The sequence below is a fragment of the Deinococcus aquiradiocola genome (assembly GCF_014646915.1).
Taxonomy (GTDB): Bacteria; Deinococcota; Deinococci; order Deinococcales; family Deinococcaceae; genus Deinococcus; species Deinococcus aquiradiocola.
Genome location: NZ_BMOE01000001.1, coordinates 638,525 through 659,212, shown reverse-complemented (window position 1 = coordinate 659,212; position 20,688 = coordinate 638,525). Strand labels below are relative to the sequence as shown.

At 72.1% G+C, this 20,688-nt stretch carries 18 protein-coding genes and 1 riboswitch; of the genes, 1 reads left to right on the top strand and 17 read right to left on the bottom strand.

The features are described from left to right. Positions 1–15: 15 nt before the first annotated feature. The 8 genes from cobU to IEY33_RS03010 form a co-directional block, all read right to left on the bottom strand. Positions 16–537 (bottom strand): bifunctional adenosylcobinamide kinase/adenosylcobinamide-phosphate guanylyltransferase, encoded by a 522-nt coding sequence (gene cobU / locus IEY33_RS03045; RefSeq protein WP_188960710.1) that lies wholly within the window; start codon positions 535–537, stop codon positions 16–18. Then, entirely contained in the window at positions 534–1,955 is a 1,422-nt protein-coding gene (locus tag IEY33_RS03040; RefSeq protein WP_229670709.1) for a cobyric acid synthase, read from the bottom strand. Before IEY33_RS03040 ends, cobU begins: the two co-directional genes overlap by 4 nt. A gap of 127 nt (positions 1,956–2,082) precedes the next feature. Beyond that, positions 2,083–3,132, bottom strand: coding sequence for a pyridoxal phosphate-dependent aminotransferase (locus IEY33_RS03035; RefSeq protein WP_188960709.1), 1,050 nt, complete (start codon positions 3,130–3,132; stop codon positions 2,083–2,085). Beyond that, positions 3,125–4,069 carry an adenosylcobinamide-phosphate synthase CbiB gene (gene cbiB / locus IEY33_RS03030; RefSeq protein WP_188960708.1) on the bottom strand — a complete coding sequence of 315 codons (945 nt, stop codon included), beginning with the start codon at positions 4,067–4,069 and terminating at the stop codon, positions 3,125–3,127. Before cbiB ends, IEY33_RS03035 begins: the two co-directional genes overlap by 8 nt. Next, positions 4,069–4,734 (bottom strand): cob(I)yrinic acid a,c-diamide adenosyltransferase, encoded by a 666-nt coding sequence (gene cobO / locus IEY33_RS03025; RefSeq protein WP_444542428.1) that lies wholly within the window; start codon positions 4,732–4,734, stop codon positions 4,069–4,071. The genes cbiB and cobO overlap by 1 nt, the downstream gene beginning before the upstream one ends. Further along, positions 4,734–5,636, bottom strand: coding sequence for an ABC transporter substrate-binding protein (locus IEY33_RS03020; RefSeq protein ID WP_188960707.1), 903 nt, complete (start codon positions 5,634–5,636; stop codon positions 4,734–4,736). Before IEY33_RS03020 ends, cobO begins: the two co-directional genes overlap by 1 nt. Before the next feature lie 144 nt (positions 5,637–5,780). After that, a riboswitch (adenosylcobalamin-variant (AdoCbl-variant) riboswitch) is annotated at positions 5,781–5,871 on the bottom strand. A gap of 126 nt (positions 5,872–5,997) precedes the next feature. After that, positions 5,998–6,564, bottom strand: a complete 567-nt coding sequence (locus IEY33_RS03015) for a histidine phosphatase family protein (RefSeq protein WP_188960706.1) — start codon at positions 6,562–6,564, stop codon at positions 5,998–6,000. Further along, positions 6,565–7,314: an adenosylcobinamide-GDP ribazoletransferase gene (locus tag IEY33_RS03010; protein ID WP_188960705.1), complete on the bottom strand. Its 750-nt coding sequence runs from the start codon at positions 7,312–7,314 to the stop codon at positions 6,565–6,567. 293 nt (positions 7,315–7,607) lie between these two features. Between IEY33_RS03010 and metG the strand changes: the two genes are divergently transcribed. Continuing rightward, the gene (gene metG, locus IEY33_RS03005) at positions 7,608–9,590 is read left to right on the top strand and encodes a methionine--tRNA ligase (RefSeq protein WP_188960704.1); all 1,983 of its coding nucleotides are present in this window, start codon (positions 7,608–7,610) and stop codon (positions 9,588–9,590) included. Between the two features lie 77 nt (positions 9,591–9,667). Here metG and IEY33_RS03000 read toward each other — a convergent pair whose 3' ends face one another. The 9 genes from IEY33_RS03000 to glgP all read right to left on the bottom strand — a co-directional run bounded on the left by IEY33_RS03000 (position 9,668) and on the right by glgP (position 20,595). Then, positions 9,668–10,243, bottom strand: a complete 576-nt coding sequence (locus tag IEY33_RS03000) for a P-loop NTPase family protein (protein ID WP_188960703.1) — start codon at positions 10,241–10,243, stop codon at positions 9,668–9,670. 63 nt (positions 10,244–10,306) lie between these two features. Beyond that, positions 10,307–11,869 (bottom strand): Rqc2 family fibronectin-binding protein, encoded by a 1,563-nt coding sequence (locus IEY33_RS02995; protein WP_188960702.1) that lies wholly within the window; start codon positions 11,867–11,869, stop codon positions 10,307–10,309. A gap of 123 nt (positions 11,870–11,992) precedes the next feature. After that, positions 11,993–12,946, bottom strand: coding sequence for a DsbA family protein (locus IEY33_RS02990; RefSeq protein ID WP_188960701.1), 954 nt, complete (start codon positions 12,944–12,946; stop codon positions 11,993–11,995). Positions 12,947–13,040: 94 nt separating this feature from the next. Continuing rightward, the gene (locus IEY33_RS02985; RefSeq protein ID WP_188960700.1) at positions 13,041–13,523 is read right to left on the bottom strand and encodes an RrF2 family transcriptional regulator; all 483 of its coding nucleotides are present in this window, start codon (positions 13,521–13,523) and stop codon (positions 13,041–13,043) included. Between the two features lie 66 nt (positions 13,524–13,589). Further along, positions 13,590–13,970 (bottom strand): DUF1622 domain-containing protein, encoded by a 381-nt coding sequence (locus IEY33_RS02980; protein ID WP_306415592.1) that lies wholly within the window; start codon positions 13,968–13,970, stop codon positions 13,590–13,592. Further along, a complete protein-coding gene (locus IEY33_RS02975; RefSeq protein WP_229670708.1) occupies positions 13,967–14,878 on the bottom strand; it encodes an EamA family transporter in 912 nt (303 codons plus the stop codon). Before IEY33_RS02975 ends, IEY33_RS02980 begins: the two co-directional genes overlap by 4 nt. Before the next feature lie 43 nt (positions 14,879–14,921). Continuing rightward, on the bottom strand, positions 14,922–16,019 hold the full coding sequence (locus tag IEY33_RS02970; protein WP_188960698.1) for a hypothetical protein: 1,098 nt from the start codon (positions 16,017–16,019) through the stop codon (positions 14,922–14,924). Between the two features lie 15 nt (positions 16,020–16,034). Further along, a complete protein-coding gene (locus IEY33_RS02965; RefSeq protein WP_188960697.1) occupies positions 16,035–17,846 on the bottom strand; it encodes an HSP90 family protein in 1,812 nt (603 codons plus the stop codon). A gap of 214 nt (positions 17,847–18,060) precedes the next feature. Further along, positions 18,061–20,595, bottom strand: a complete 2,535-nt coding sequence (gene glgP, locus IEY33_RS02960; protein ID WP_188960696.1) for an alpha-glucan family phosphorylase — start codon at positions 20,593–20,595, stop codon at positions 18,061–18,063. Positions 20,596–20,688 lie beyond the last annotated feature (93 nt).

Genomic DNA, 20,688 nt, shown 5'->3' with positions numbered 1-20,688 from the left:
GGGAGGGGGAGGGGATCACTTGAGGCGGAGCGGCAGGCCGCTGATGACGGCCCACGCCTCGCGGCTGTCCTGCGCGAAGCGCTGGTTCACCCAGCCGAGCGTGTCGCGGTACCGGCGAGCGAGGGCGTTGTCCGGCACGATGCCCGCCCCGACCTCGTTGCTGACGGCGACGAGGGCCGCGCCGCGCGCGCGCTGCACCTCCAGTACGGCGTCTGCCGCGCGCAGGATGGCCGCGTCGTCGTCGCCGCGCAGGATGAGGTTGCTGACCCACAGGCTCAGGCAGTCGAGCAGCACCACGCCCCTCACGCCGCGCAGGGCGTCCGCGACGTTCAGCGGTTCCTCCAGCGTGACCCACGCGGCGGGCCGGTCGGCGCGGTGCCGCCCGATGCGGTCTTCCATCTCGGTGTCGAAGGCCTGCGCCGTCGCGAGGTACGTCACGGCGTCGCCGCCCAGCGCGGCGGCCAGCCCTTCCGCGTGACGGCTCTTGCCGCTGCGCGCGCCGCCCGTCACGTACAGCAGCGGTGAGGGGCCGCTCACGCCGTCACCCCCGCCAGCTCCCGGATGAGGGGCCAGTCGAGGTTCGCGCGCACGGCCTGCGCGATGGCGTCCAGCCGCGCGTCCAGGGCGGGCACCGCGTCCGGGACGGGCAGGCCCGCAGTGGTCAGGAAGGCGTGCAGGAAGCCGGGGTTCTCCAGCAGGCCGTGCAGGTACGTGCCGCGCACGTTCCCCTGCCGCCACAGCAGGTCCGGCACGAGCGTCCGCACGCCCGCGCCCGCCACGGTCACCCCGTGGTGAATCTCGTACCCGTGCAGCGTCCCGCCGCTCTCCGGGTCGTGCAGCGACGTGAGGCGCGTCGTCTTGCCGGGCGCCATGACCGTCTCCAGGTCCAGCAGGCCCAGGCCCGGCGCGCTCCCGCCCCCCTCGATCCCCTCCGGGTCCGAGACGGTGCGCCCCAGCATCTGCAGGCCGCCGCAGATGCCGAGCACCGGCACGCCTTCCCGCGCGGCGCGCGACACGCCCGCCGCGAGACCGGTGGCGCGCAGCCACTCCAGGTCGGTCACGGTCGCCTTGCTGCCCGGCAGGATCACGGCCCGCGCGCCCTCCAGTTCGGCGGGCCCGCTCACCCAGCGGGCCAGATGCGCGAGCGGCGCGAACTCGTCGAGGTTGCTCACGCGCGGCAGACGCGGAATCGCCACGAAGCCCCCCGCGCCGTCCCCGCCGTCCCCGCTCCAGAAGCCGTCCTCTTCCGGCAGCGTGAACGGCAGCCACGGGATCACGCCCACGGTCGGCACGCCCGTCCGTTCCTGCAGCCACTCCGGCGCGGGCGACAGCAGGGCCGCGTCCCCCCGGAACCGGTTGAGCAGGAAGCCGCGCAGCAGCGAGCGCTCGGCGTCCTCCAGGCAGTGCCACGTGCCGAGCAGGTGCGCGAACGCCCCGCCCCGGTCGATGTCGCAGGCGAGCAGGACCGCTGCCTGCACCTCCAGCGCCACCCGCATGTTCACGATGTCCGAGCCGCGCAGGTTCACCTCCGCCGGACTGCCCGCCCCCTCGATCACGACCACGTCGTACTCGTCCATCAGGGCGTGCAGCGCGTCACGCACGTGCGGCCACAGCCTCGGCTTGCGTTCCCGCCACGGCAGCGCCGTCAGTTCCGGACTGGCCCGGCCGAGCAGCACCACCTGACTGCGCGTGTCGGCCTCCGGCTTCAGCAGGACCGGGTTCATGCGGACGTCCGCCGGGACGCGCGCTGCGGCCGCCTGCACGATCTGCGCGCGGCCCATCTCCAGGCCGGTGGTCGTCACGCCCGCATTGTTGCTCATGTTCTGCGCCTTGAAGGGCGCCACCCGCAGGCCCTCGTTGCTGAGCGCGCGGCACAGCGCCGCCACGAGGTAACTCTTGCCCGCGTTGCTCGTGCAGCCCTGCACCATGATGGCCTTCGCCCTGTGCTTCGTCATGCGTCTCCCTTTGCGCCCGTGTGCCCAGCCTTCCGCCGGGCGCGTTCCGAGGACGGAACCGCGCCCCGGCGCCTCGCCTGGAACCCGGTCGTGCTTCGTCCATCCTGCCGACTCCCGCACGGCGCCGTCACGGCTGACCGGACGTGGCGCCCGCCAGCACGACCGCGAGCGCCGACACGAGCGCGGCATTCTCGTCCGCGCCACGTGCCGAGACGCGCACGTGGTGCGGCGCGCCGTAACTCGTGCAGTCCCGCACCTTCAGGCCCCGGTCCAGCAGGGCCGCCGTGACGCCCGCCGCGTCCGGCACGCGCAGCGTCATGTACGGCGTCCCGTGGTGCTCCACCTCGCCCAGCCGCGCGAGGTCCCGTGCGAGGACCCGCGCGAGGGCCGCCACCCGCGGCAGCGTCGCGTGCAGGTGCGCCTGCGCGTCCGGCAGGGCCTGCAGCAGCGCGGCCGTCCCGGCAGGCAGTGCCCACGCGGGCGCGAGGTTCTGCAGGGCGGCCGCCACGCCTGTCCCCGCCACGGCGTACGCGGGCCGCGCGCCCACCAGGCCGTGCGCCTTGCCGGGCGAGTGCAGCAGCAGCGTGTGGTCGTCCGGGGCGGGCAGCGGCAGGTCCACGAACGGCGCGTACGCCGCGTCCACGATCAGCAGCGCGTCCGCCCGCCGGCACGCCGCCTGCAGGGCCGCCACCTCGCCTGGCGGCAGGGCACGCCCGGTCGGGTTGTGCGGGTGCCCCAGGTACACGAGCCGCGTGCCGGGCGTCACCGCGCCCGCCGCCTGCCCTGTCCCCACTTCCTGCGCCGCGTCCGTCACGGTGACGTGCGCCGCGCACAGGGCCGCCGCCCGCCCGAACTCCCCGAACGGCGACAGGACGCTCAGCACCCGGTCGCCGGGCCGCAGGTACGCGCGCGCCACCCGGTGCAGCAGTTCCGACGCGCCCACCGACGGCACCACGCCCGCCGCCGTCAAGCCGTGCCACGCGGCCAGTCGTGCCCGCAGGGCCGCGTAGGAGGGGTCCGGGTAATGCGCATGGTCCGCGTCCCGCACGGCCCGCAGCAGCTCGGGGTTCGGGCCGAAGGGGTTCGTGTTCACGCTGAAGTCCGTGCCCGTGAACGGTCCCCGGCCCGGCCCGCCGTGAGGGACGCCGGCCAGCAGCGGCTGCAGCGCCTCAGGCACGCCCGGCCCCCTGCCTTTGCCCAGCACCCGGCCAGCGGGGCAGAGGGACCAGCAGCAGCGGTACGGCGAACGCCAGCGTCCAGCGTGCCAGACGCAGGGCGCGCCGCACATCGTCCACCGTCGCCTCCCGGCCCGCCGCGTTCAGCGCGTACACGCCGCGCTTTTCCAGCCGCACGCCGAGCGCCCCCGCGAACACGCCCATCGGGTGCCCCGCGTTCGGGCTGCTCGTGAGGCGCGCGTCCCGCCGCCACGCCCGCCACGCGCCCGCACCGTCCAGCCGCGCGGGCACGCACGCGAGCACCGCGCACCCGGCCGTGACGCGCGCGGGCAGCAGGTTCAGCAGGTCGTCGGCGCGCGCCGCGACCTTGCCCGCGAACTCCAGCGGCGGCGTGCGGTAGCCCCACATGGCGTCCGCCGTGTTCGTGAGCCTGTACGCTGCGGCGAGCGGCAGGCCGCCCAGCCGGTACGCGACCGTCGGCGCGACCACGCTGTCCGACAGGTTCTCCGACACGCTCTCGATGACGGCCGCCGCCACCTCGCCCGCCGTCAGGTCCGACGTGTCCCGGCTCACGAGATGCCACGACAGGAGCCGCCGCGCCCCCGGCAGGTTCCCGGCCTCCAGTGCGGCGCACACCTCGCCTGCCGCCGCGAACAGCGCACGGCGACTCAGGAGCGTCTTGAGGACCGCCGCCTGCAGCGGCCACGGCAGCCGCCCGGCCAGCGTGCCCGCGCCCGCCGCGAGGGCCGCACCGGCCGCCCAGCCCGCCCCGCCCTCCAGCAGTTGCGCGCCCGGCGTGACGGCCCGCCACGCCCGCCGCGCCCGCCCGAGAAACGACCCCATCCACGCGACCGGGTGGACGGCCGTGGGCGGCTCGCCCAGCGCGTCGAGCGCCAGTGCCAGCAGCAGCACGCGCCGGGAGGAGCGCGGGAGGCGCATCAGTGCTCGATGCCCGCCTGCGCGCCGATGCCTGCCTCGTAGGCGTGCTTCACCGGCTGCATCTCGGTCACGGTGTCCGCGTACGACACCAGTTCCGGCAGCGCCCCGCGCCCCGTCACGACGACGTGCACGCCCTCGTCACGCGCGTCCAGGGCCGCCTGCACGTCGCTCCACGCGACCCAGCCGTACTTCAGAGCGTACGTGAACTCGTCCAGCACCACCATGTCGTGCTCGCCGCTCAGGATCGCGTCCCGCGCGAGCGCCCACCCGGCCGCCGCCATCGCCGCGCTGTTCTCCAGGTCCTGCGAGCGCCACGTGAACCCGTCGCCCAGCCCCGCGAACGGCACGCCGAGCGCCTCCAGCGAGCGGTGCTCCCCGAACTTCGCGTTTTCGTGCTTGATGAACTGGAACAGCTTGACGCGCAGCCCGCGCCCGTGCGCTCGCAGCATCAGACCAAGCGCGGCGGTCGTCTTGCCCTTGCCGTTCCCGGTGTTCACGATCACGAGGCCCCGCCGTCCGCGCGTCAGGCCGTCCCGCTTGCGGTGCGCGTCGCGCTGCGCGGTGAGCTGCGCCATGGCCTCCTCGCGCCGCTGCGCGGTGTCCCCGTCGGGCGTTGGGGCGTTGCCTTCGTCGGGCATCAGAGGAGCGGTGCCTTCGTCGGGCATCAGAAGCGCTCCGGGTGCAGCAGGCGCGCCAGGACCCTCAGGGCCACCGGGAGGCGCGGACCGGGACGCGACAGGGCGTCGATCTCCTCCGGCGTCGGCTGGTACACCCGGCCCGCGTTCACGGCCTGCAGCGACGCCCAGCCGGGACGGTTCCGCGCGTCCTGCACGGTCAGACCGATCATCACGGACGGGTTCGCCTTGACGACCAGTTCCGGCGAGATCTTCGGGAAGTCGCCCAGGCCGCCCGGCACGACGTTCATGCCGCCCGCCTTCTGCAGCAGCACCCCGATGAAACTGTCCGGCCCCACCGAGTACGGCGCGGGCGACACCTCGTAGTACGCGCTGACCTTCGGCACGCCGCGCAGCGCCGCCGTCGTCGCGTTCAGGTCGGTGCGCATGGACGTGATGAGCCGCGTCGCGCCCGCCTCGTGGTTCGTGAGCTGACCCAGCACCGCGATCTTCTGGAAGACCTCGGTGTACGACTGCGCCGTCCCGCCGTACACGTTCAGGCCCGCCGCCGCGAGCTTCTCGGTGAGGCGCGACCCGCCCGACTCGTCCGCCAGCACCAGGTCCGGCTTCAGCGCGATGATCGCTTCCAGGCTGGGCGCGTACGCGCTCCCCACCTTCGGGAGGGCGGCCGTCTCGGCCTTCGGGTAGTTGCTGAACCTGTCCACCCCGACGAGCTGCGCGCCCGCCCCGATCGCGAAGAGCGTCTCGGTGTGGCTGGGCAGCATCGCCACGATGCGTTTCGGGGCGTGCGTGAGCGTGACCTTGCGGCCCAGGTCGTCCGTGACGGTCAGCGGGTAGTGCGTGGCGTGCGCCGCGCCGAGCAGCAGCGTGGCCGCGAGCGCGGCCGTGCGTACGGGCAGCGGGCGGGGGTTAAGGATGGTGCGGGTGGACATGATGGACTCCGGCGTGCGTGGATGCTCGCCCGGACGGCGCACGAAAAACCGCCCGGGCGTGGGCCAGGGCGGACGCGGCATGACAGGTCCAGTTCCCCCGAATCCCCCTGTGTACGAGAGGTGGCCGTCCTGGGTGGACGGCCCGGCCTGACTGGCATTCGGGCTGAGGCGCGAGGCGCCAATACCGCTGCGGAACAGCGCCGGAATCTCACCGGACTTCCCCAACTGGCGGGCCTTCGGGCCGCGTTCCAGTCCCGCGAGGCGGGCTTCAGGTACACGGAGGGTAGCACGCGTCCGCGCCCGGCACCTTCCGCGTCACGCTTCCGGCGCAGAGCGCGTCATGCTTCCGGCGCGGAGCGCGTCACGTGCCCGGCGCGAGCGACACCAGCCACCACGCGGTCCCGGCCCTCCGCAGGTGCGCGGCCGTGCCGGTCGGCGCTTCGGCCGCGAGCAGGCCCACCGTGAGCCGCAGCACGGCGAGCAGCGGCCCCAGGTGCGTGAAGGCCACGGCCGTCCCGGTGGGCGGCAGGGTGTCCAGCCAGCCCTGCACGCGGGCGTGGAAGGCCGCGCCGCTCTCCCCGCCGGGCGGGCCGTCCGTGCCGCGCGGGTCCCCGAGGGCCGTCGTCCAGCGGGCCGGGGCCGCGCCGTACCGCGCCTCCAGTTCCGCCCAGGTGTGGCCCGCCATCACCCCGAACTCCGCCTCGCGCAGCTCTCCCGTCACCCGCACGTCCCCGCAGCCCGCCAGGGCCGCCGTCTGCAGGCAGCGCCGCGCGGGCGACACGTACACCGTTCCTGCGCGCGGCAGGCGCAGCGCGGCCGCCTGCCGCTCACCGTCCCTGCTGAGCGGCGCGTCCTCGCCGGGGCGCGGGTAGCGGCGCTCGGCGTTCGGGACGGTCGCCGCGTGCCGCACCACGTACAGGTCCAGCACCTACCGCCCCCACGCGAACGACAGCAGCACCGCCACCTCCGCCGCCACCACGCACGCGCCGTACACGTCGCCATTGATGCCGCCGCCCAGCCGCGACGCGCAGAACCGAGCGACGAGCAGCGCCGCCACCAGCGCCGACGCGGCCGCCACCAGCACCCGCACCGGCCCGAGCGGCAGCAGCAGCAGCGGGGCCGCCAGCAGCAGCGCGACCGGCCAGTGCCCCTCGCGGGACCGTGCGCCCAGCGAATCCACGCGCGCCGCCGGGAAGAGGTTCATCGGGGCGAGCAGCACCGTGCGCGCCAGCACCGCCGCCGCCAGCACCTCCAGCGGCCGCACCGCGCCCAGCGCACTCCACCACGCGAGCAGCACGAGCGCGCCCGTCGCCAGCCCGAACGCGCCCACATGCACGTCCCGCAGGATCTCCAGGCGCCGCTCCGGGGACTTCATGGCGAACACCGCGTCCGACGTGTCCACCAGCCCGTCGAAGTGCAGCAGGCCCGTCGCGGCCAGCCAGCCCGCCAGCACCAGCGCCGCACGCACGCCCTCCGGCAGCGGCAGCGGCAGCCACAGCAGGGCCGCCGCCAGCGCCCCCACCGCCCAGCCCGCCAGCGGGTAGAACCCGCTCGCCCGCGCGAACTCCCCGTCCCGCACCTCCAGCACGTGCGGGAGCGGGAAGGTCGTCAGGAACGTGAGCGCCAGGTGCGCGGGACGCACGACGTGCGTGAGCAGGGGAGACTCGGGGGCCTTCATTCGCGCCGATGATAGCGGCCCGCCCCCACCCGCACAGCCCTGGACCGTACAGCCCTGGACCATACAGCCCCGTACAGCCCCCGGCACCGTGCCCCGCCTGCCTGCACGGCTGGCGCGCGCCCGCAGGCCCGCATGTTAAAGTGAAGGGATGAAGCGCCAAGCGGCCAGCAGGCGAATGATGACGCGAATGCCCCCAGGCGCGTGACCCCACAGGTTCCGCCCAGGGCGCTCCGACATGCGCCCGTTTTTTATGCCGCACCGCCCAGGCCACCCCGCACGGAGGACCACCCCCGATGACCCACACGAACGAACCCTTCTACATCACGACCGCCATCGATTACGCGAACGGCGTGCCGCACATCGGGCACGTCTTCGAGAAGATCCTGACCGACACGCTCGCCCGCTACCACCGCCTCGCCGGGTACGCCACGTACTTCCAGACCGGCACCGACGAGCACGGCGAGAAGATCGCCAAGGCCGCCGCCAAGGCCGGACAGACCCCGCAACGCTTCGTGGACGACCTCAGCCAGACGGCCTTCAAGGGCCTCTGGGACCGCCTGGAGATCAGCTACGACGACTTCGTGCGCACCACCGAGGTCCGCCACAAGAAGTACGTGCAGGACGTCCTGAGCCGCGTGCACGAGAGCGGCGACATCTACTACGCCGAGTACGAGGGCCTGTACAGCGTCGGCGCGGAACGCTACGTCACCGAGAAGGAACTCGTGAACGGCATCTACCCCGGCGACAACGCCCCGCCCGAACTGCGGCGCGAAGCGAACTACTTCTTCCGCATGGAGAAGTACCAGGCGTGGCTGCTGGAGCACCTGCAGGCCAACCCGGACTTCATCCAGCCGAGCGGGTACCGCAACGAGGTGCTGGAAATGCTGCGCGAACCCATCGGGGACCTCAGCATCAGCCGCCCCAAGAGCCGCGTCCCGTGGGGCATCGAACTGCCGTGGGACAGTGACCACGTCACGTACGTGTGGTTCGACGCGCTCCTGAACTACCTGTCCGGCCCGGCCAGCAAGGGCCAGCCGGACCTGTTCCGGCACGCGTGGCACGTCATCGGCAAGGACATCCTCAAGCCGCACGCGATCTTCTGGCCCACCATGCTGAAAGCGGCGGGCCTCCCGCTGTACGAGCGGCTCGTGGTGCACGCGCACATCATGGCCGAGGACGGCCGCAAGATGGGCAAGAGCCTCGGGAACGCCATCGACCCGGTCGAACTGCTGAACACCTACGGCGCGGACGCCGTCCGCTACACCCTGCTGCGCGAAACGAACCTCGGCGCGGACAGCCCCTACGGTGAAGGCATCCTCGTCGCGCGCCTGAACGCCGACCTCGCCAACGACCTCGGCAACCTGCTGTCCCGCACGCTCAGCATGGTCCAGAAGTACCGCGCGGGCGTCCTGCCCGCCCCCGGCCCGCTCGGTGAACGCGAGCGCGGCATCGAGGCGGCCGCGCGTGCCCTGCCGGACCGCGTGCTGGACCTCGCCCGCAGCCTCAAGGTCAACATGGCGCTCGAAGCGGCAATGGAGTTCGTGCGCGACCTCAACCGCTACATCGCCGAGAGCCGCCCCTGGGACCTCGCCAAGTCCTCCGACACCGCCGCGCAGCTCGACACCGTGCTGTACACGGCCGTCGAGGGCCTGCGCGTCGCGAGCGTCCTGCTGGAAGCCGCGATCCCCTCCAAAGCCGCCGCCCTGCGTGAACAGCTCGGCCTGAACGGCCAGAATTACCGCCTGGAAGCCGCGTGGGGCCTGATTCCCGCCGGGACCGTCGTGAAGCCCGGCCCCGTCCTGTTCCCGAAACCCGAACCGAAAGAGACCCCCACCATGACCCCCAACACCACCGACACCGCCAGCCCCGCCAGACCCGCCGCCGCGCCTGCCGCCGAGGCGAGCGCCCCCGCCGCGCCCGACGCGACGCCCGCCCCCGCCCCCACCACGCCCGAGATCAGCATCGACGACTTCGCGCGCATCGACCTGCGCGTCGCCCTCGTCCTCGCCGCCGAAGCGGTCGAGAAGGCCGACAAGCTCCTGAAACTCACCGTGCAGCTCGGCGACGAGGAACGCACCGTCGTCAGCGGTATCCGCAAGTGGTTCGCACCCGAGGACCTCGTGGGCCGCCGCGTCGTGCTCGTCGCGAACCTCAAGCCCGTCAAGCTGCGCGGCATCATGAGCCACGGCATGATCCTCGCCGCCGAGGACGAGCACGGCAACCTCGACCTGATCGGCCCGAACCTCGACCTGCCGTCCGGCACCAAGGTCCGCTGACCCGGCAGGCGAACACCAGACCCGCACCACACGGCGCGGCCCCCGATGGAGTGGGGGGCCGCGCCGGTTCGTCATGTTCACTCCGGCCGGACGGGCAGGGACGCCAGCCAGCGCCGCGCGTCACGCGGGTTCCGGAAGCGCAGGACGTGCAGGTGCGGGAACGCGGCCAGCTTCGCGGGCGTCTCGCGCCGGCGCTTCCAGAAGGTCCGGAAGAACCACGCCAGAATCCCGTCGCGCGACACGAGGTTCACGCCCAGCCGTTCCCGGTTCCCGTTCCAAAGTTCCTCGCGTGTCACGCCGCGCCGCACCGTGCGCCGCAGCAGCCGCCAGAACACCAGCGGGGCCGGGTAGTCCAGCCACACCAGCGTGTCCGCGCGGCCCCACCCGAGGTCCTGCGCCTTGCTGTAGTTGCCGTCCATCACCCACGCGGGCGCGGACGTGAAGCGGTCCACCTGCGCCCGGAACTCCGCGAGCGGCGCTTCACGCCAGTCCGGCAGGTGATTCCAGGCGTCCTGCTCTGCGTGCGGCACGCCGAGCCGCGCGGCCGCCGCGCGCGCCAGGGTGGTCTTGCCGCTGCCGGTCGTGCCTGTCACCACGATCCGGCGCGGCAGCTCGCTTGCGGTGGGGGGTGTGGAAGGGTCCGCGTGAGGCATCCGGCCAGTACAGCACGCGCGGGTGGGGCCGGGCATCCGCCGCCTGGCCTACCCGCCCGCGCTTCAGGTGTCCGGCAGTTCCGGGTCCACGTACACGGTCTTCTGCCCGGTGTAGTGCACCTGTCCGCCCGTGCCGCCCTTGGGCCGCCACACCTGCTTGATGCGCGTGTAGTCCACGGCGACGTTCCCGGACTGCCGGGCCTTGCTGTGGTACGCGGCGAGCTGTGCGGCGAACAGGATGTCCGGCAGCTGCAGGTCCCGACCGCCGCTCCGCACGAGGACGTGCGAGCCGGGGAAGCCCTGCACGTGGAACCAGTGGTCCGTGCTGCGCCCCACCCGGTGCGTGAGCGTGGTGTTCTCCTTGTTGTTGCGGCCCACCAGCACCTCGAAGCCGCCCGGCGACGTGTACTTCGCGCCGAAGGGACTGCGGTCCGTGCGGCCCACCTCCAGGCCCTTCGCGAGCGCTTCCAGGCGTTCGAGCGGCGCGTCCTCCAGGGCCGAGCGGTCACGCTGCACCTCGGCGTACTCGGCGCGCAGGACGGGTTCGCGCTCCGCGAGGCGTTCGTACACGTCCTCGCGGCGGCGGGCGCGCGTGTAGCGCTTCTCGGCGTTCTGCACGGCGCTCAGCTGTGGCTCCAGGCTCACGGGCACGTCGCCGGACCCGTCGAAGGCGGGCAGCTGCACGCTGCTCGCGCCCGCCGGAACCTGATGCTGGTACGCCATCAGCAGGTCCGCCTCCGTGCGTTCCTGCGCGGCCGTCCCGATGCCTTCCACGGCGCGGTCCACGTCCGCGATCTGGTTGCGCAGCAGCGACAGGCGTTTCTCGAGCGGTTCGCGCAGCGTCTTGCGCAGCTGCGCCGCCTTCTCCTGACGGCTCGCCTCGCGCGCCCCCTCGTGCAGCGTGCCTTCCTGCACGCTCGGGTCGCTCACCAGGGACTGCAGGGCCGTCCACACCTGCTCCCACGCGCCCTCCGGCGCGGTCCCGGCGGGCAGCCCGGCACGTGCCACGAGTTCCGCGCCGAGCGTCAGGCCCAGCCCGTCGATCCGTTCGCGCCACTTCCCGACCGGGAGGTGCTGCAGGGCGGCCGCGTCGGCGGGCGTCATGCGGCGCGGGTCGAGCTTGTCGTACGGCGGGGGCGGCGTGTACTGCCCGCCGCTCCGCACCGTCCGGAAGCGGTTGCGGCTCCCGGTGATCTCCCGTCCGGCCGCCACGATGCGCCCCTCCCAGCTCAGCTCACCTTCCGGCAGGCCCTCCAGCACCAGCAGGTTCCCGTTGCGGCCCGTCAGTTCGAACAGCAGCCGCGCGGGCGGCACGTCCACGAAGCCCCGCTCGCCCGAGAACGCGAACTGCGCCACCCGGTCGAGTTTCAGCTGCTCCGCGAGCAGCAGGTCGCCCCGCACGCGCGCCACCAGCAGCCGCTGGAACGGGTTGTGCGCGTCCCCCCGGATGCGTTCCCGGCTGAGGTAGATGACCGGCTGCGGCGGCCGGTAATTGAACACGAGGTTCCCCGCGCCCTCCAGCAGCAGCGCTGCCGTCGTCTCGTCCGGGAACGCCCAGCCCAGCGTCCGGACCGGCAGCAGCGCCTGGACCTCCGCGAGCGTGTGGGCCAGCATCAAACCTTCCATACCTCACCTGCTTCATTGACGCGGCCCGCCGCCCGTGAGGGAGCGGGCCGGTGAGAATCCTGCCTGCCTGACCTGCAGTGCGCCCGCGTCAGACGGGACGCGCCGCGCGGCCCTGAACGCCGGTCACTTCGCGCGCACGAAGTCCAGCAGCGCGCGGTAACTGCTGGCGTCGTAGGGGTTCGGCACGCGGTACGCGCCGATGAACACGGTCGGCGTGCCGTTCACGCCCAGCCGGGTCGCCTCGGCGATGCCGTCGTCCACGGCCGCCTGCCCCAGCCGGTCCGCGACGCAGCTGCGGTATGTGGCGACGTTCACGCCGCTCGCCTGCGCCACCTGCTGAAACACGGCGGACGGGTTCGCGGTCCGCTGCCAGTCGTTGCGGCGGAACAGGGCGTCCTTGAACGCGAAGAACTTCCCCTGCCGTTCCGCGCAGACGCTCGCCTCGGCGGCCGCGCGGGCGTTCGGGTGCAGGCTCACGAGCGGCAGGTGATGAAACTCGAAACGCACGTCCCGGCCGAGCATCTTCACGACGTCCGGCACGGCCTCCAGTTCCGCCTGCTGGCAGTACGGGCACTGGAAGTCCGAGTACATGCGGATCACGTACGGCGCGGCCGGGTCGCCCAGCACGCGGCCCGCCGGGACCGGCGCGAAGCCCGACACCTGCTGCAGCGTGACCTTCATGACGAGCGCCTTCCCGCTCAGCGAGAATGCCACGTCGAACGGATCGGCGTTCGCGGTGACGCCCCGCATCAGCTGCGCCTGCACGCCCGGCTGCGCGAGGTACTGCACGACGGGCGCGGTCAGGTCCTCGCCGGTCAGGGCGCTCAGCAGCTCGCCCGCACGGGTGGTGCTGCCGGACGGGACGGTCACGGCGGCACTCTCCACGTACACGGTGCCGGGCGCCGAGCCGCGCGTGCCGAGCGTGACGGTCGTGCCGTCCTTCGCGGTCAGGGTGCTGCCCTTCGCCGCAAAATCACTCAGGGCCGGGAGGCGCAGGGTGCTGGAGAGCGGCTGCACGATCTGCGCGGAAGCGGCAGTCGCGAGCAGGCAGGCGGTCAGGACGGAGGCACGGAACATTCGGGCAGTCTAGAGCATCCGTCCGGACCTGCCGTGACGGAAAACACCCGCCCGGAAAACAGGCGGGTGCAGACCGGGTGAACCGGCGTGCGCCTCAGCTGGGCGCGACGATGCCGCCGTGCAGCGGGCTGGGCGGCGCGTCCTCCAGCTGCACGAGGCGCGGGCCGTGCAGCGCCTCCTCCTCGCGGATCAGGTCCGCCAGGGTGGACGCGCCCAGCACCTGCCGCAGCGCGCTGTCCACGCGCCGCCAGAGGCCCTCGGTAGAGCACAGGCCGCTGCGGTCGCAGCTGTGGTCGTGCTCCACGCACTCCACCGGCGCGATGCTGCCCTCCAGCGCCACCACCACGTCGTAGGCGTTGATGTCTTCCGGAATGCGGGCGAGGCGGTACCCGCCGCTCGCGCCGCGCACGCTCCTGATGAACCCGCTGCGGCGCAGGTTGCTGGCGATCTGCTCCAGGTACGCCTGAGAGATGCCCTGACGCGCCGAGACGTCCTTGAGCGGCACGACCTCGCCGGGTTGCCGGGCGATGTCCACCAGCGCGCGCAGACCGTACTGGGCCTTGGTCGAAATCCACATGCGGGCAGTATACCCCGGTGAAGTGTAGGGAATTGAGCAGAAAGATGGAAATGATTCTCAATACCTTCAGGATGGCGGGCTGCCGCCATGGTCCCGGCGGGCCTCACTGTCGATCTCGCGCTGCAGGAAGTAGTTCAGCAGCGTCCGCAGGGCCGCGATGGCCGCCAGCTTCCCGATCTCGTCCCAGCTGGGCGCGACGGCCGTCCGCAGGATGTCGGCCGCCAGCGCGAACTCCAGCGCCACTGCCAGCCAGCGCGCGAGGCGCAGGCGCACGCCCTCGCTCGCGTTGTCGGACACGCCGTCCGGCCGTAGCAGCAGCGTTCCCGCGCCCCACAGGGCCCGCAGGACCGCCAGCGCGATCACGATGGCCGCCGCCGCCTCCACGCCCGTCGCGAGCCAGCCGGTCGCCGTCTTGACCACGTCGAGCGCCGCGCCGCTCACGTTCACACGTCCACCGGGGGCGGCGCGCGACGGCCCGCGTTCAGGGTCACGCCGACCGACGCGGCGATCACGCACGCGATGGCGAGCCACTGCAGGACCTTGAGGTGCTCACCCAGGAACACCATGCCGATCAACCCCGCCACGGCAGGCTCCAGGCTCATCAGGACGCCGAACACGCGGGCGGGCAGCGCGCGCAGCGCCCCCATCTCCAGCGAGTACGGCAGGGCGCTGCTGAGGACGGCCACGCCCAGCGCCGTGACGAGCGCGGCGGGCGTCAGGTGCGACCACGCGCCGTGCTGCGCGCCCATCACCGCCGCGAACGGCAGGGTCGTCAGGGCCGCGATGCCCATGCCGAGCGCCACGCCCTGCGGCCCGGCGAACACCTGCGCGACCCGCTGTCCCGCCCAGATGTACACGCCCCAGCACGCGCCCGCCACGAGCGCCAGCACGATCCCGACGGGATCGAGCGCGCTCACCTGCCCCGGCCACGGCACGATGAGCAGCAGGCCCAGCGCGGCGAGCGCCACCCACGCGAAATCCGACGCGCGGCGCGACGACAGCACCGCCACCGCGAGCGGCCCCACGAACTCCAGCGTGACCGTCAGGCCCAGCGGAATGCGTTCCAGCGCCAGGTAGTACGAGAGGTTCATCAGGCCGAGCGACACCCCGTACGGCAGCAGCGTCCGCCACGCGTGCCCGGTCACGCGCCGCAGGTCCACCCGCCAGATCAGGCCGAGAATCACTGCCGCGAACGTCACGCGCAGCCCCGTCACGGCGGGCGGGCCGAGCAGCGGAAAGATGCTCTTGGCGAGCGCCGCGCCGCCCTGAATGCTCACGGCGGCGAGCAGCAGCGCCGGGATGGGCGGCAGGGCAGCAGGGCGGGCGCGGGGGGCGGCAGCAGGCGGACTCGGCACGCCCCCCACTCTACCCCCCACGCCACGCCCTTCCGCCCGGCATTCAGGGACGGGCCGCGCCCACACCCCGCGCGGGCCCCTCCGCGAGCGCCGCCTCCAGCTTCCGCAGGTGGTGCGGCGTGCCGTTGCGCGCATCGAAGCGCCGCGCCACCGCCACCGCCTCCTCGCGGAAGTGCCCTGCGAGCACGCCCGGCCGGTACGTGCGGTCCGGCCGGTACAGCGCGAAGCTGCGCGGCAGCGTCACTGTCACGTCACTGTTCGGCATGGCTGTCCACAGCGCCGCGCTGACCGTCAGGAACTCGAACAGGTCACTGCGGTTCCGGACCCCCAACGCCAGATCCAGGTGTTCCGCCCACACGTCCAGCGCCCCCTGCCGCGCCCCCGTCCGCAGCAGGTACGCGACGTGCTCCGCGATCGTCTCGATGAAGTTCCGGTCCAGCCGCGCGAGCCGCAACCCCTCCGTGTGCGCCTGCCGCGCCTCCTCGGCCCGCCCGAGCGTGAGCAGAGGGCGTAGCAGGTTCGCGTGCGTCACGGTCGGCACGTTGTGGCAGCTCAGGCCGCGCCGCAGGATGTCCTGCCCGAGCGTCACGGCCGCCGCGTGATTCCCGCGCGTCACGTAGTACCCCATCACCTTGTTCTGCTCGCACGCCTCACAGTCGCTGATCCCGTCGCGCGGCAGGGCCCGCCACGCCAGGAACGCCCGCTGCGCGCGGTCCACGTCGCCCATCTGCGTGTACAGCATCAGCCGGTGGTACGCGAGGTAGTGCGCGCCGAACCCGAACTCCCGCGTGCGCCGCTCGAAATCCAGCGCGAGCTTCTCCAGCCGGGCGAGCGGGAATTCCGGGTTCTCGATCGCGCCGCTCAGAATCCACTTGTACATCCACATCAGCTGATAACTGTGCCCGCCGAACTCCGCCCGGTGCCGGTCGAAGGTGCCGAGCAGCCACACGAAGTGAATCATGGCGCGGTCCGGGAAGCCGCTGAACGTCGCTGCGCGCACCAGTTCCGCACGCGCGCGGAAGGCGAGTGCGCGGTCCTGCTGCGTGTCCGCGAGACGCACGGCGCGCTCCAGGAAGGGAATCGCGCCTTCCGGCGGCTCCTGCTGCGCGGCGAGAGAGAGAAGTTCCTGTACGGTCTGCATGATCTTCACTCCCCTTCAGTTGAGGTGCCCGAGGTGCGTGGCGCGCAGGCCCCAGCGCATCATGTCGCCCAGGCCCTCCGAGAGCAGCGCGAGTTCCTGACCGCGCATCGGGTGGTGCCCCAGCAGGTGCGCCTGCACGTACAGCATCTGGATCAGGCGCGCGAACACCGCGTCGTCCTGCAGGTGCAGCAGGTCCTGCACGAGCGCGTGGTTCAGGTTCAGGTGCAGCCGCGCCACGCGGGCGGACGCGTATTCCGCCTCGTAGTCGTCGAGGAACTCCGCGAACAGGTCGTCTGCCACCTCGCGGGCCGCCCCGATGTCCTCCAGCTGCCGCTGCTCCTCCGTCACGATCAGCAGGGCGGGCAGGTCGGCCGGCTCGAAGCGTTTCACGCTCACGCGGCACTCCAGGCCCGCGAGGGCCGCGTCCGCCCGCTCCACGAAGCTGTCCAGGCCGCCCGTCGTCACGTCCTCCAGCGCGAGCGCGTACGACTGCGCGTCCACCTCCTCCAGTTCACGGCCCGTCAGGGCGCTGTACTTGCGCAGCAGCGGCGCGTCGTAGGTGTACACGGCGTTCACGACGCTGTGCCCGTACGCGCTCGCCACCTGCGCGATCTGCCGGAACTGGTCGAGGTTCGTGACCATCCGGATGGGGCCCGGCTGCGCGAGGTACGCGCCGAGCTTCAGTCGGCCGGTGGACGTCTCGAACTCGAAGGCGTGCGCGATCAGCCGGAAGAACGGGTCGTTCTCCAGCGCGAGCGCCTTGATCGGCAGGTGATGCAGCGCGATCAGGGCGTCCAGCCGGGCCGGGTCGCGCGTGGCGAGCCCCTCGACGTACTCGCGCAGCTGCGTGTCGATGGCCGCGCGGGCCGCCGTGAGCGCGTCGTCCTCGTAGAAGGACTCGCGGGACGCGGTGGGGTGCAGCGCGTCCACGTTCAGCAGGCACCGCACGAAGAACGCCCAGTCGGGCAGCAGGTTCCGGACGTCGTTGCCGAGCAGCATGCGCTTCAGGTACACCTGATGCCACTGGTGCCCGCTCGCCTGCGTGCTGTACGGCAGGATGAGCGCCACGCCGCGCACGCCGCCCGCCTCGCTGTGGATGGGGACCACGTCGAGCGCCTCCAGCCGCATCTCGCTGCGCACGTAGCTGAGCACCTCGTCCCGCTCGGCGGGCGACTGCGAACCGGTCGCGTACGCCAGCCACGGCGGCAGGACGGCGTTGACGTGCGCGTACTGCGTGCCGTCGAGGACGTGCACGGGGTACGGCAGCAGCGCCCCGTACCCGGCCAGCGCGTCCCGCAGCTGGTCGTACTCGAAGTAGAAGTCGGTGTCCTCGCGCGCGCGCAGCCGTACGGTCGTGCCCACGCCGGTGTCCGGCGTGTCCGGCAGGACCTCCAGCGTGTACGTGCCGTCCGCCTGCGCGAGCCAGCGGACCGGGGGGCCCCCGGCGGCGCTGCGCGTCACGAGTTCGATCTCGCCGCTCACCATGAAGCACGACAGCAGCCCGATCCCGAACTGCCCCAGGAAGGTGTCGCGCGCCTCGCTGATGCGCTTGGATGACCGCCCGATGGTCGCCAGGAACTCGTGCACCTCGGCCTCGCTCAGCCCGACGCCGTTGTCGTGGAATTCCAGGCCCGGCAGCTCACCCTCCTGCAGGTGCAGGCGGGCCGTGATGGCAGGCTCGAAGTCCTCCCCGAGTGCGCGGCGGGCCGTGATGGCGTCTACGCCGTTCTGCAGGAGTTCGCGGACGAACACGCTCGGGTCGGAGTACAGGTGGTTGGAGAGCAGATCGATGATTCCCCGTAGGTCGACCTTGAAGGCGTGTTCCATGAGAACAGCATAAATGGACTGGGGCGGCCCGTGATGCTCATTCTGGCGCAGCGAACGCCGTCCGAATGGCGTAGCGAAACGCGGCCCCCACCGACGAAGGTGGAGGCCGCACGAGGAAGGAACGGTGGGGGAGAGGCCCGGTCAGCGGGCTGGCGTGCTCAGGCCCATTTCAGCAGGCTGGGTTGGTCAGGCCCACTTCAGCAGGCTGGGTTGGTCAGGCCCACTTCAGCAGGCCGAGTTCGAACTCGTTGCTGAGGTCCGCGTGGGTGGGCAGCATACGGACGCCGATGCTGTACAGGCCGCTGGCGTCGAGTGGGATGCTCGTCTCGTACCGGCCCTGACCGAGGCTCTGCAGCGGCACGCGCGTCAGGTGCTCCCCGCGCTTCAGAACGGCTTCGACGCGCAGGTCGCTGTCCGCGATGCCCGCGCCGTTCACCTGCGCGCTCACGGTGACGTGCTCGCCCGGTTCGACGCTGGCGGGCAGCTGCGCGCTCGCCTGCAGGCCCACGAAGGGCCACTGCTGACGGATCCAGGCCTTCCAGCCGCCCAGCGTCCGCGCGACCGCCTCCTGCTCGGCGTTCACGTGCGCGCTGCGCGCGTCGAGCGGCAGGTAGTACTTCTGGATGTAGTCGATCACCTGGCGCTGCATGCTGAATTCCGGGTTGACGGTCACGACGCTCTGCCGCACCGTCTCCAGCCAGCCGTGGTTCTGCCCCTCGGCGTCCTGCGCGTAGTACAGCGGCGCGATGCTGTCCTCCAGCGTGCGGTACAGGCTGAAGGCGTCCGCGTCGTCCTGCAGGTTCAGGTCGGCGTACTCGCGCTCGTCGCCGATCGGCCAGCCGTTCTTGCCGTCGTACCCTTCGCGCCACCAGCCGTCCAGGACGCTGAAGTTCGGGGAGCCGTTGAAGCTGGCCTTCATGCCGGACGTGCCGGACGCCTCCAGCGGGCGGCGGGGGTTGTTCATCCAGACGTCCACGCCCTGCACGAGGTGCCGCGCGACGTTCATGTCGTAGTTCTCCAGGATGACGATCTTGCCCTTGAATTCCGGTTCCTGGCTGGTGCGGTAGATCTCCTGAATGAAGGCCTTGCCGGGGTTGTCGGCCGGGTGGGCCTTGCCCGCGAACACGAACTGCACGGGCCGGTCGGGGTTGTTCAGGATGGCGCTCAGGCGGGCCTTGTCGCGGAACAGCAGCGTGGCGCGCTTGTACGTCGCGAAGCGGCGCGCGAAGCCGATGGTGAGCACGTCGGGGCTGAGCAGGCCGTCCACGTCGGCGACGTCTGCGGCGCTGGCCCCGTTGCGTTCCAGCTGCTGCCGGACGCTGGCGCGCACGAAGTCGATCATCTCGACCTTCTGCTCGCGTTTCGCGGCGGCGAGGTCCGCGTCGGGAATGTCGCGCACGGCGTCCCACATGGCGCGGTCCTCGAGGCGTTCCGTCCAGTCGGCGGGCAGCACGCGGTCGAACAGTTCACGGTACTGCTGCGCGAGGAAGGTGAGGTTGTGCGCGCCGTTCGTGACGTGCCCGATCGGCACTTCTTCCGGCTCGGCACCCTGGTACAGGAAGTTCCACAGGCCGCGCGACACCTCGCCGTGCAGTTCGGACACGCCGTTCGCGGCGCGGCTCATGCGGAGCGCGAAGACGCTCATCGAGAAGCTCGGCACCCACTGGTTGTCCCAGTTCTGCTCCTGGCGGGCCAGTTCGTACAGTTCGTTGCGGCTGGTGCCGAGCTGCGTGGGCCAGTCGCCGAGGTAGCGGTCGGTGAGGTCGTAGGCGTACGCGTCGTTGCCGGCGGGGACGGGCGTGTGCGTCGTGAAGAGGGTGGCGCTCGCGACGGCCTCGGTGGCGGTCCGGAAGTCCATGCCGGCCGCGACCTGCTCGCGGATGCGTTCGAGCGCCATGAAGGCGGCGTGTCCCTCGTTCATGTGGTACACGCTGGCGTCGACCTTCATGGCGCGCAGCGCGCGGACTCCTCCGATGCCGAGCAGCAGGTACTGCTGGATGCGGAGTTCCTGGTTGCCGCCGTACAGTCGGGCCGTCATCTTGCGGTCGTCCTCGCTGTTCTCGGGGACGTTGCTGTCGAGGAGCAGCACGCGGATGCGTCCGACCTGCAGCGTCCAGATGCGCAGGATGATCTCGCGGCCCATGATGCGGACGCTGACGCGGGCGTCGTCGCCGCTGTCGAGCTTCGCGGGCCGGACGGGGAGGGTGGTGAGGTCGAGTTCGTCGTAGCGTTCCTGCTGCCAGCCGTCCTTGTTGAACAGCTGCGTGAAGTACCCCTGGCGGAACAGCATGCCGACGGCCGTGAAGGGCAGGCCGAGGTCGGAGGCGCTCTTGCAGTGGTCGCCCGCGAGGACGCCCAGACCGCCGGAGTAGATGGGGAGGCACTCGTGGTACGCGTACTCCATGCTGAAGTAAGCGACGCCCTTGCCGGGACCGCCGAGCGCGCCTGCGTTGCGGGCGGCCCAGGTGTCCTTCTTGTTCATGTACGCGTCGAAGTCCGCGAGGACGGCTTCGTAGCGCGCGAGGTACTCGGGGTCGGCGGCGACCTCGGCGAGGCGGTCGGCGCTCACTTCGAGCAGGGTGCGCACCGGATTGTGCTGGAAGCGGTTCCAAATACCGGCGTCAAGCGAGGCATACAGGTCCTGCGCCTTCGGCGTCCACGACCAGTACAGGTTGTACGCGAGTTCTTCGAGCCGACGGATGGCCGCAGGGAGCCTGGGCAGCACGGTCACTTTCCCGATGACGTTCATAAAATCCAGCTTACACTAAGACTTCCTCAAGAGCGCCCACCCACCCGCCAGCCGCAAACCCCGCCACCGCTCCACCGGCCGCGCGGCACACTG

Bases quoted from the DNA above. Each gene is read 5' to 3' on its own strand.
- IEY33_RS03040 (WP_229670709.1), bottom strand. From the start codon at position 1,955: ATGACGAAGCACAGGGCGAAGGCCATCATGGTGCAGGGCTGCACGAGC.
- cbiB (WP_188960708.1), bottom strand. From the start codon at position 4,069: ATGCGCCTCCCGCGCTCCTCCCGGCGCGTGCTGCTGCTGGCACTGGCG.
- cobO (WP_444542428.1), bottom strand. From the start codon at position 4,734: ATGCCCGACGAAGGCACCGCTCCTCTGATGCCCGACGAAGGCAACGCC.
- IEY33_RS03020 (WP_188960707.1), bottom strand. From the start codon at position 5,636: ATGTCCACCCGCACCATCCTTAACCCCCGCCCGCTGCCCGTACGCACG.
- IEY33_RS03010 (WP_188960705.1), bottom strand. From the start codon at position 7,314: ATGAAGGCCCCCGAGTCTCCCCTGCTCACGCACGTCGTGCGTCCCGCG.
- metG (WP_188960704.1), top strand. From the start codon at position 7,608: ATGACCCACACGAACGAACCCTTCTACATCACGACCGCCATCGATTAC.
- IEY33_RS03000 (WP_188960703.1), bottom strand. From the start codon at position 10,243: ATGCCTCACGCGGACCCTTCCACACCCCCCACCGCAAGCGAGCTGCCG.
- IEY33_RS02995 (WP_188960702.1), bottom strand. From the start codon at position 11,869: ATGGAAGGTTTGATGCTGGCCCACACGCTCGCGGAGGTCCAGGCGCTG.
- IEY33_RS02990 (WP_188960701.1), bottom strand. From the start codon at position 12,946: ATGTTCCGTGCCTCCGTCCTGACCGCCTGCCTGCTCGCGACTGCCGCT.
- IEY33_RS02985 (WP_188960700.1), bottom strand. From the start codon at position 13,523: ATGTGGATTTCGACCAAGGCCCAGTACGGTCTGCGCGCGCTGGTGGAC.
- IEY33_RS02970 (WP_188960698.1), bottom strand. From the start codon at position 16,019: ATGCAGACCGTACAGGAACTTCTCTCTCTCGCCGCGCAGCAGGAGCCG.
- IEY33_RS02965 (WP_188960697.1), bottom strand. From the start codon at position 17,846: ATGGAACACGCCTTCAAGGTCGACCTACGGGGAATCATCGATCTGCTC.
- glgP (WP_188960696.1), bottom strand. From the start codon at position 20,595: ATGAACGTCATCGGGAAAGTGACCGTGCTGCCCAGGCTCCCTGCGGCC.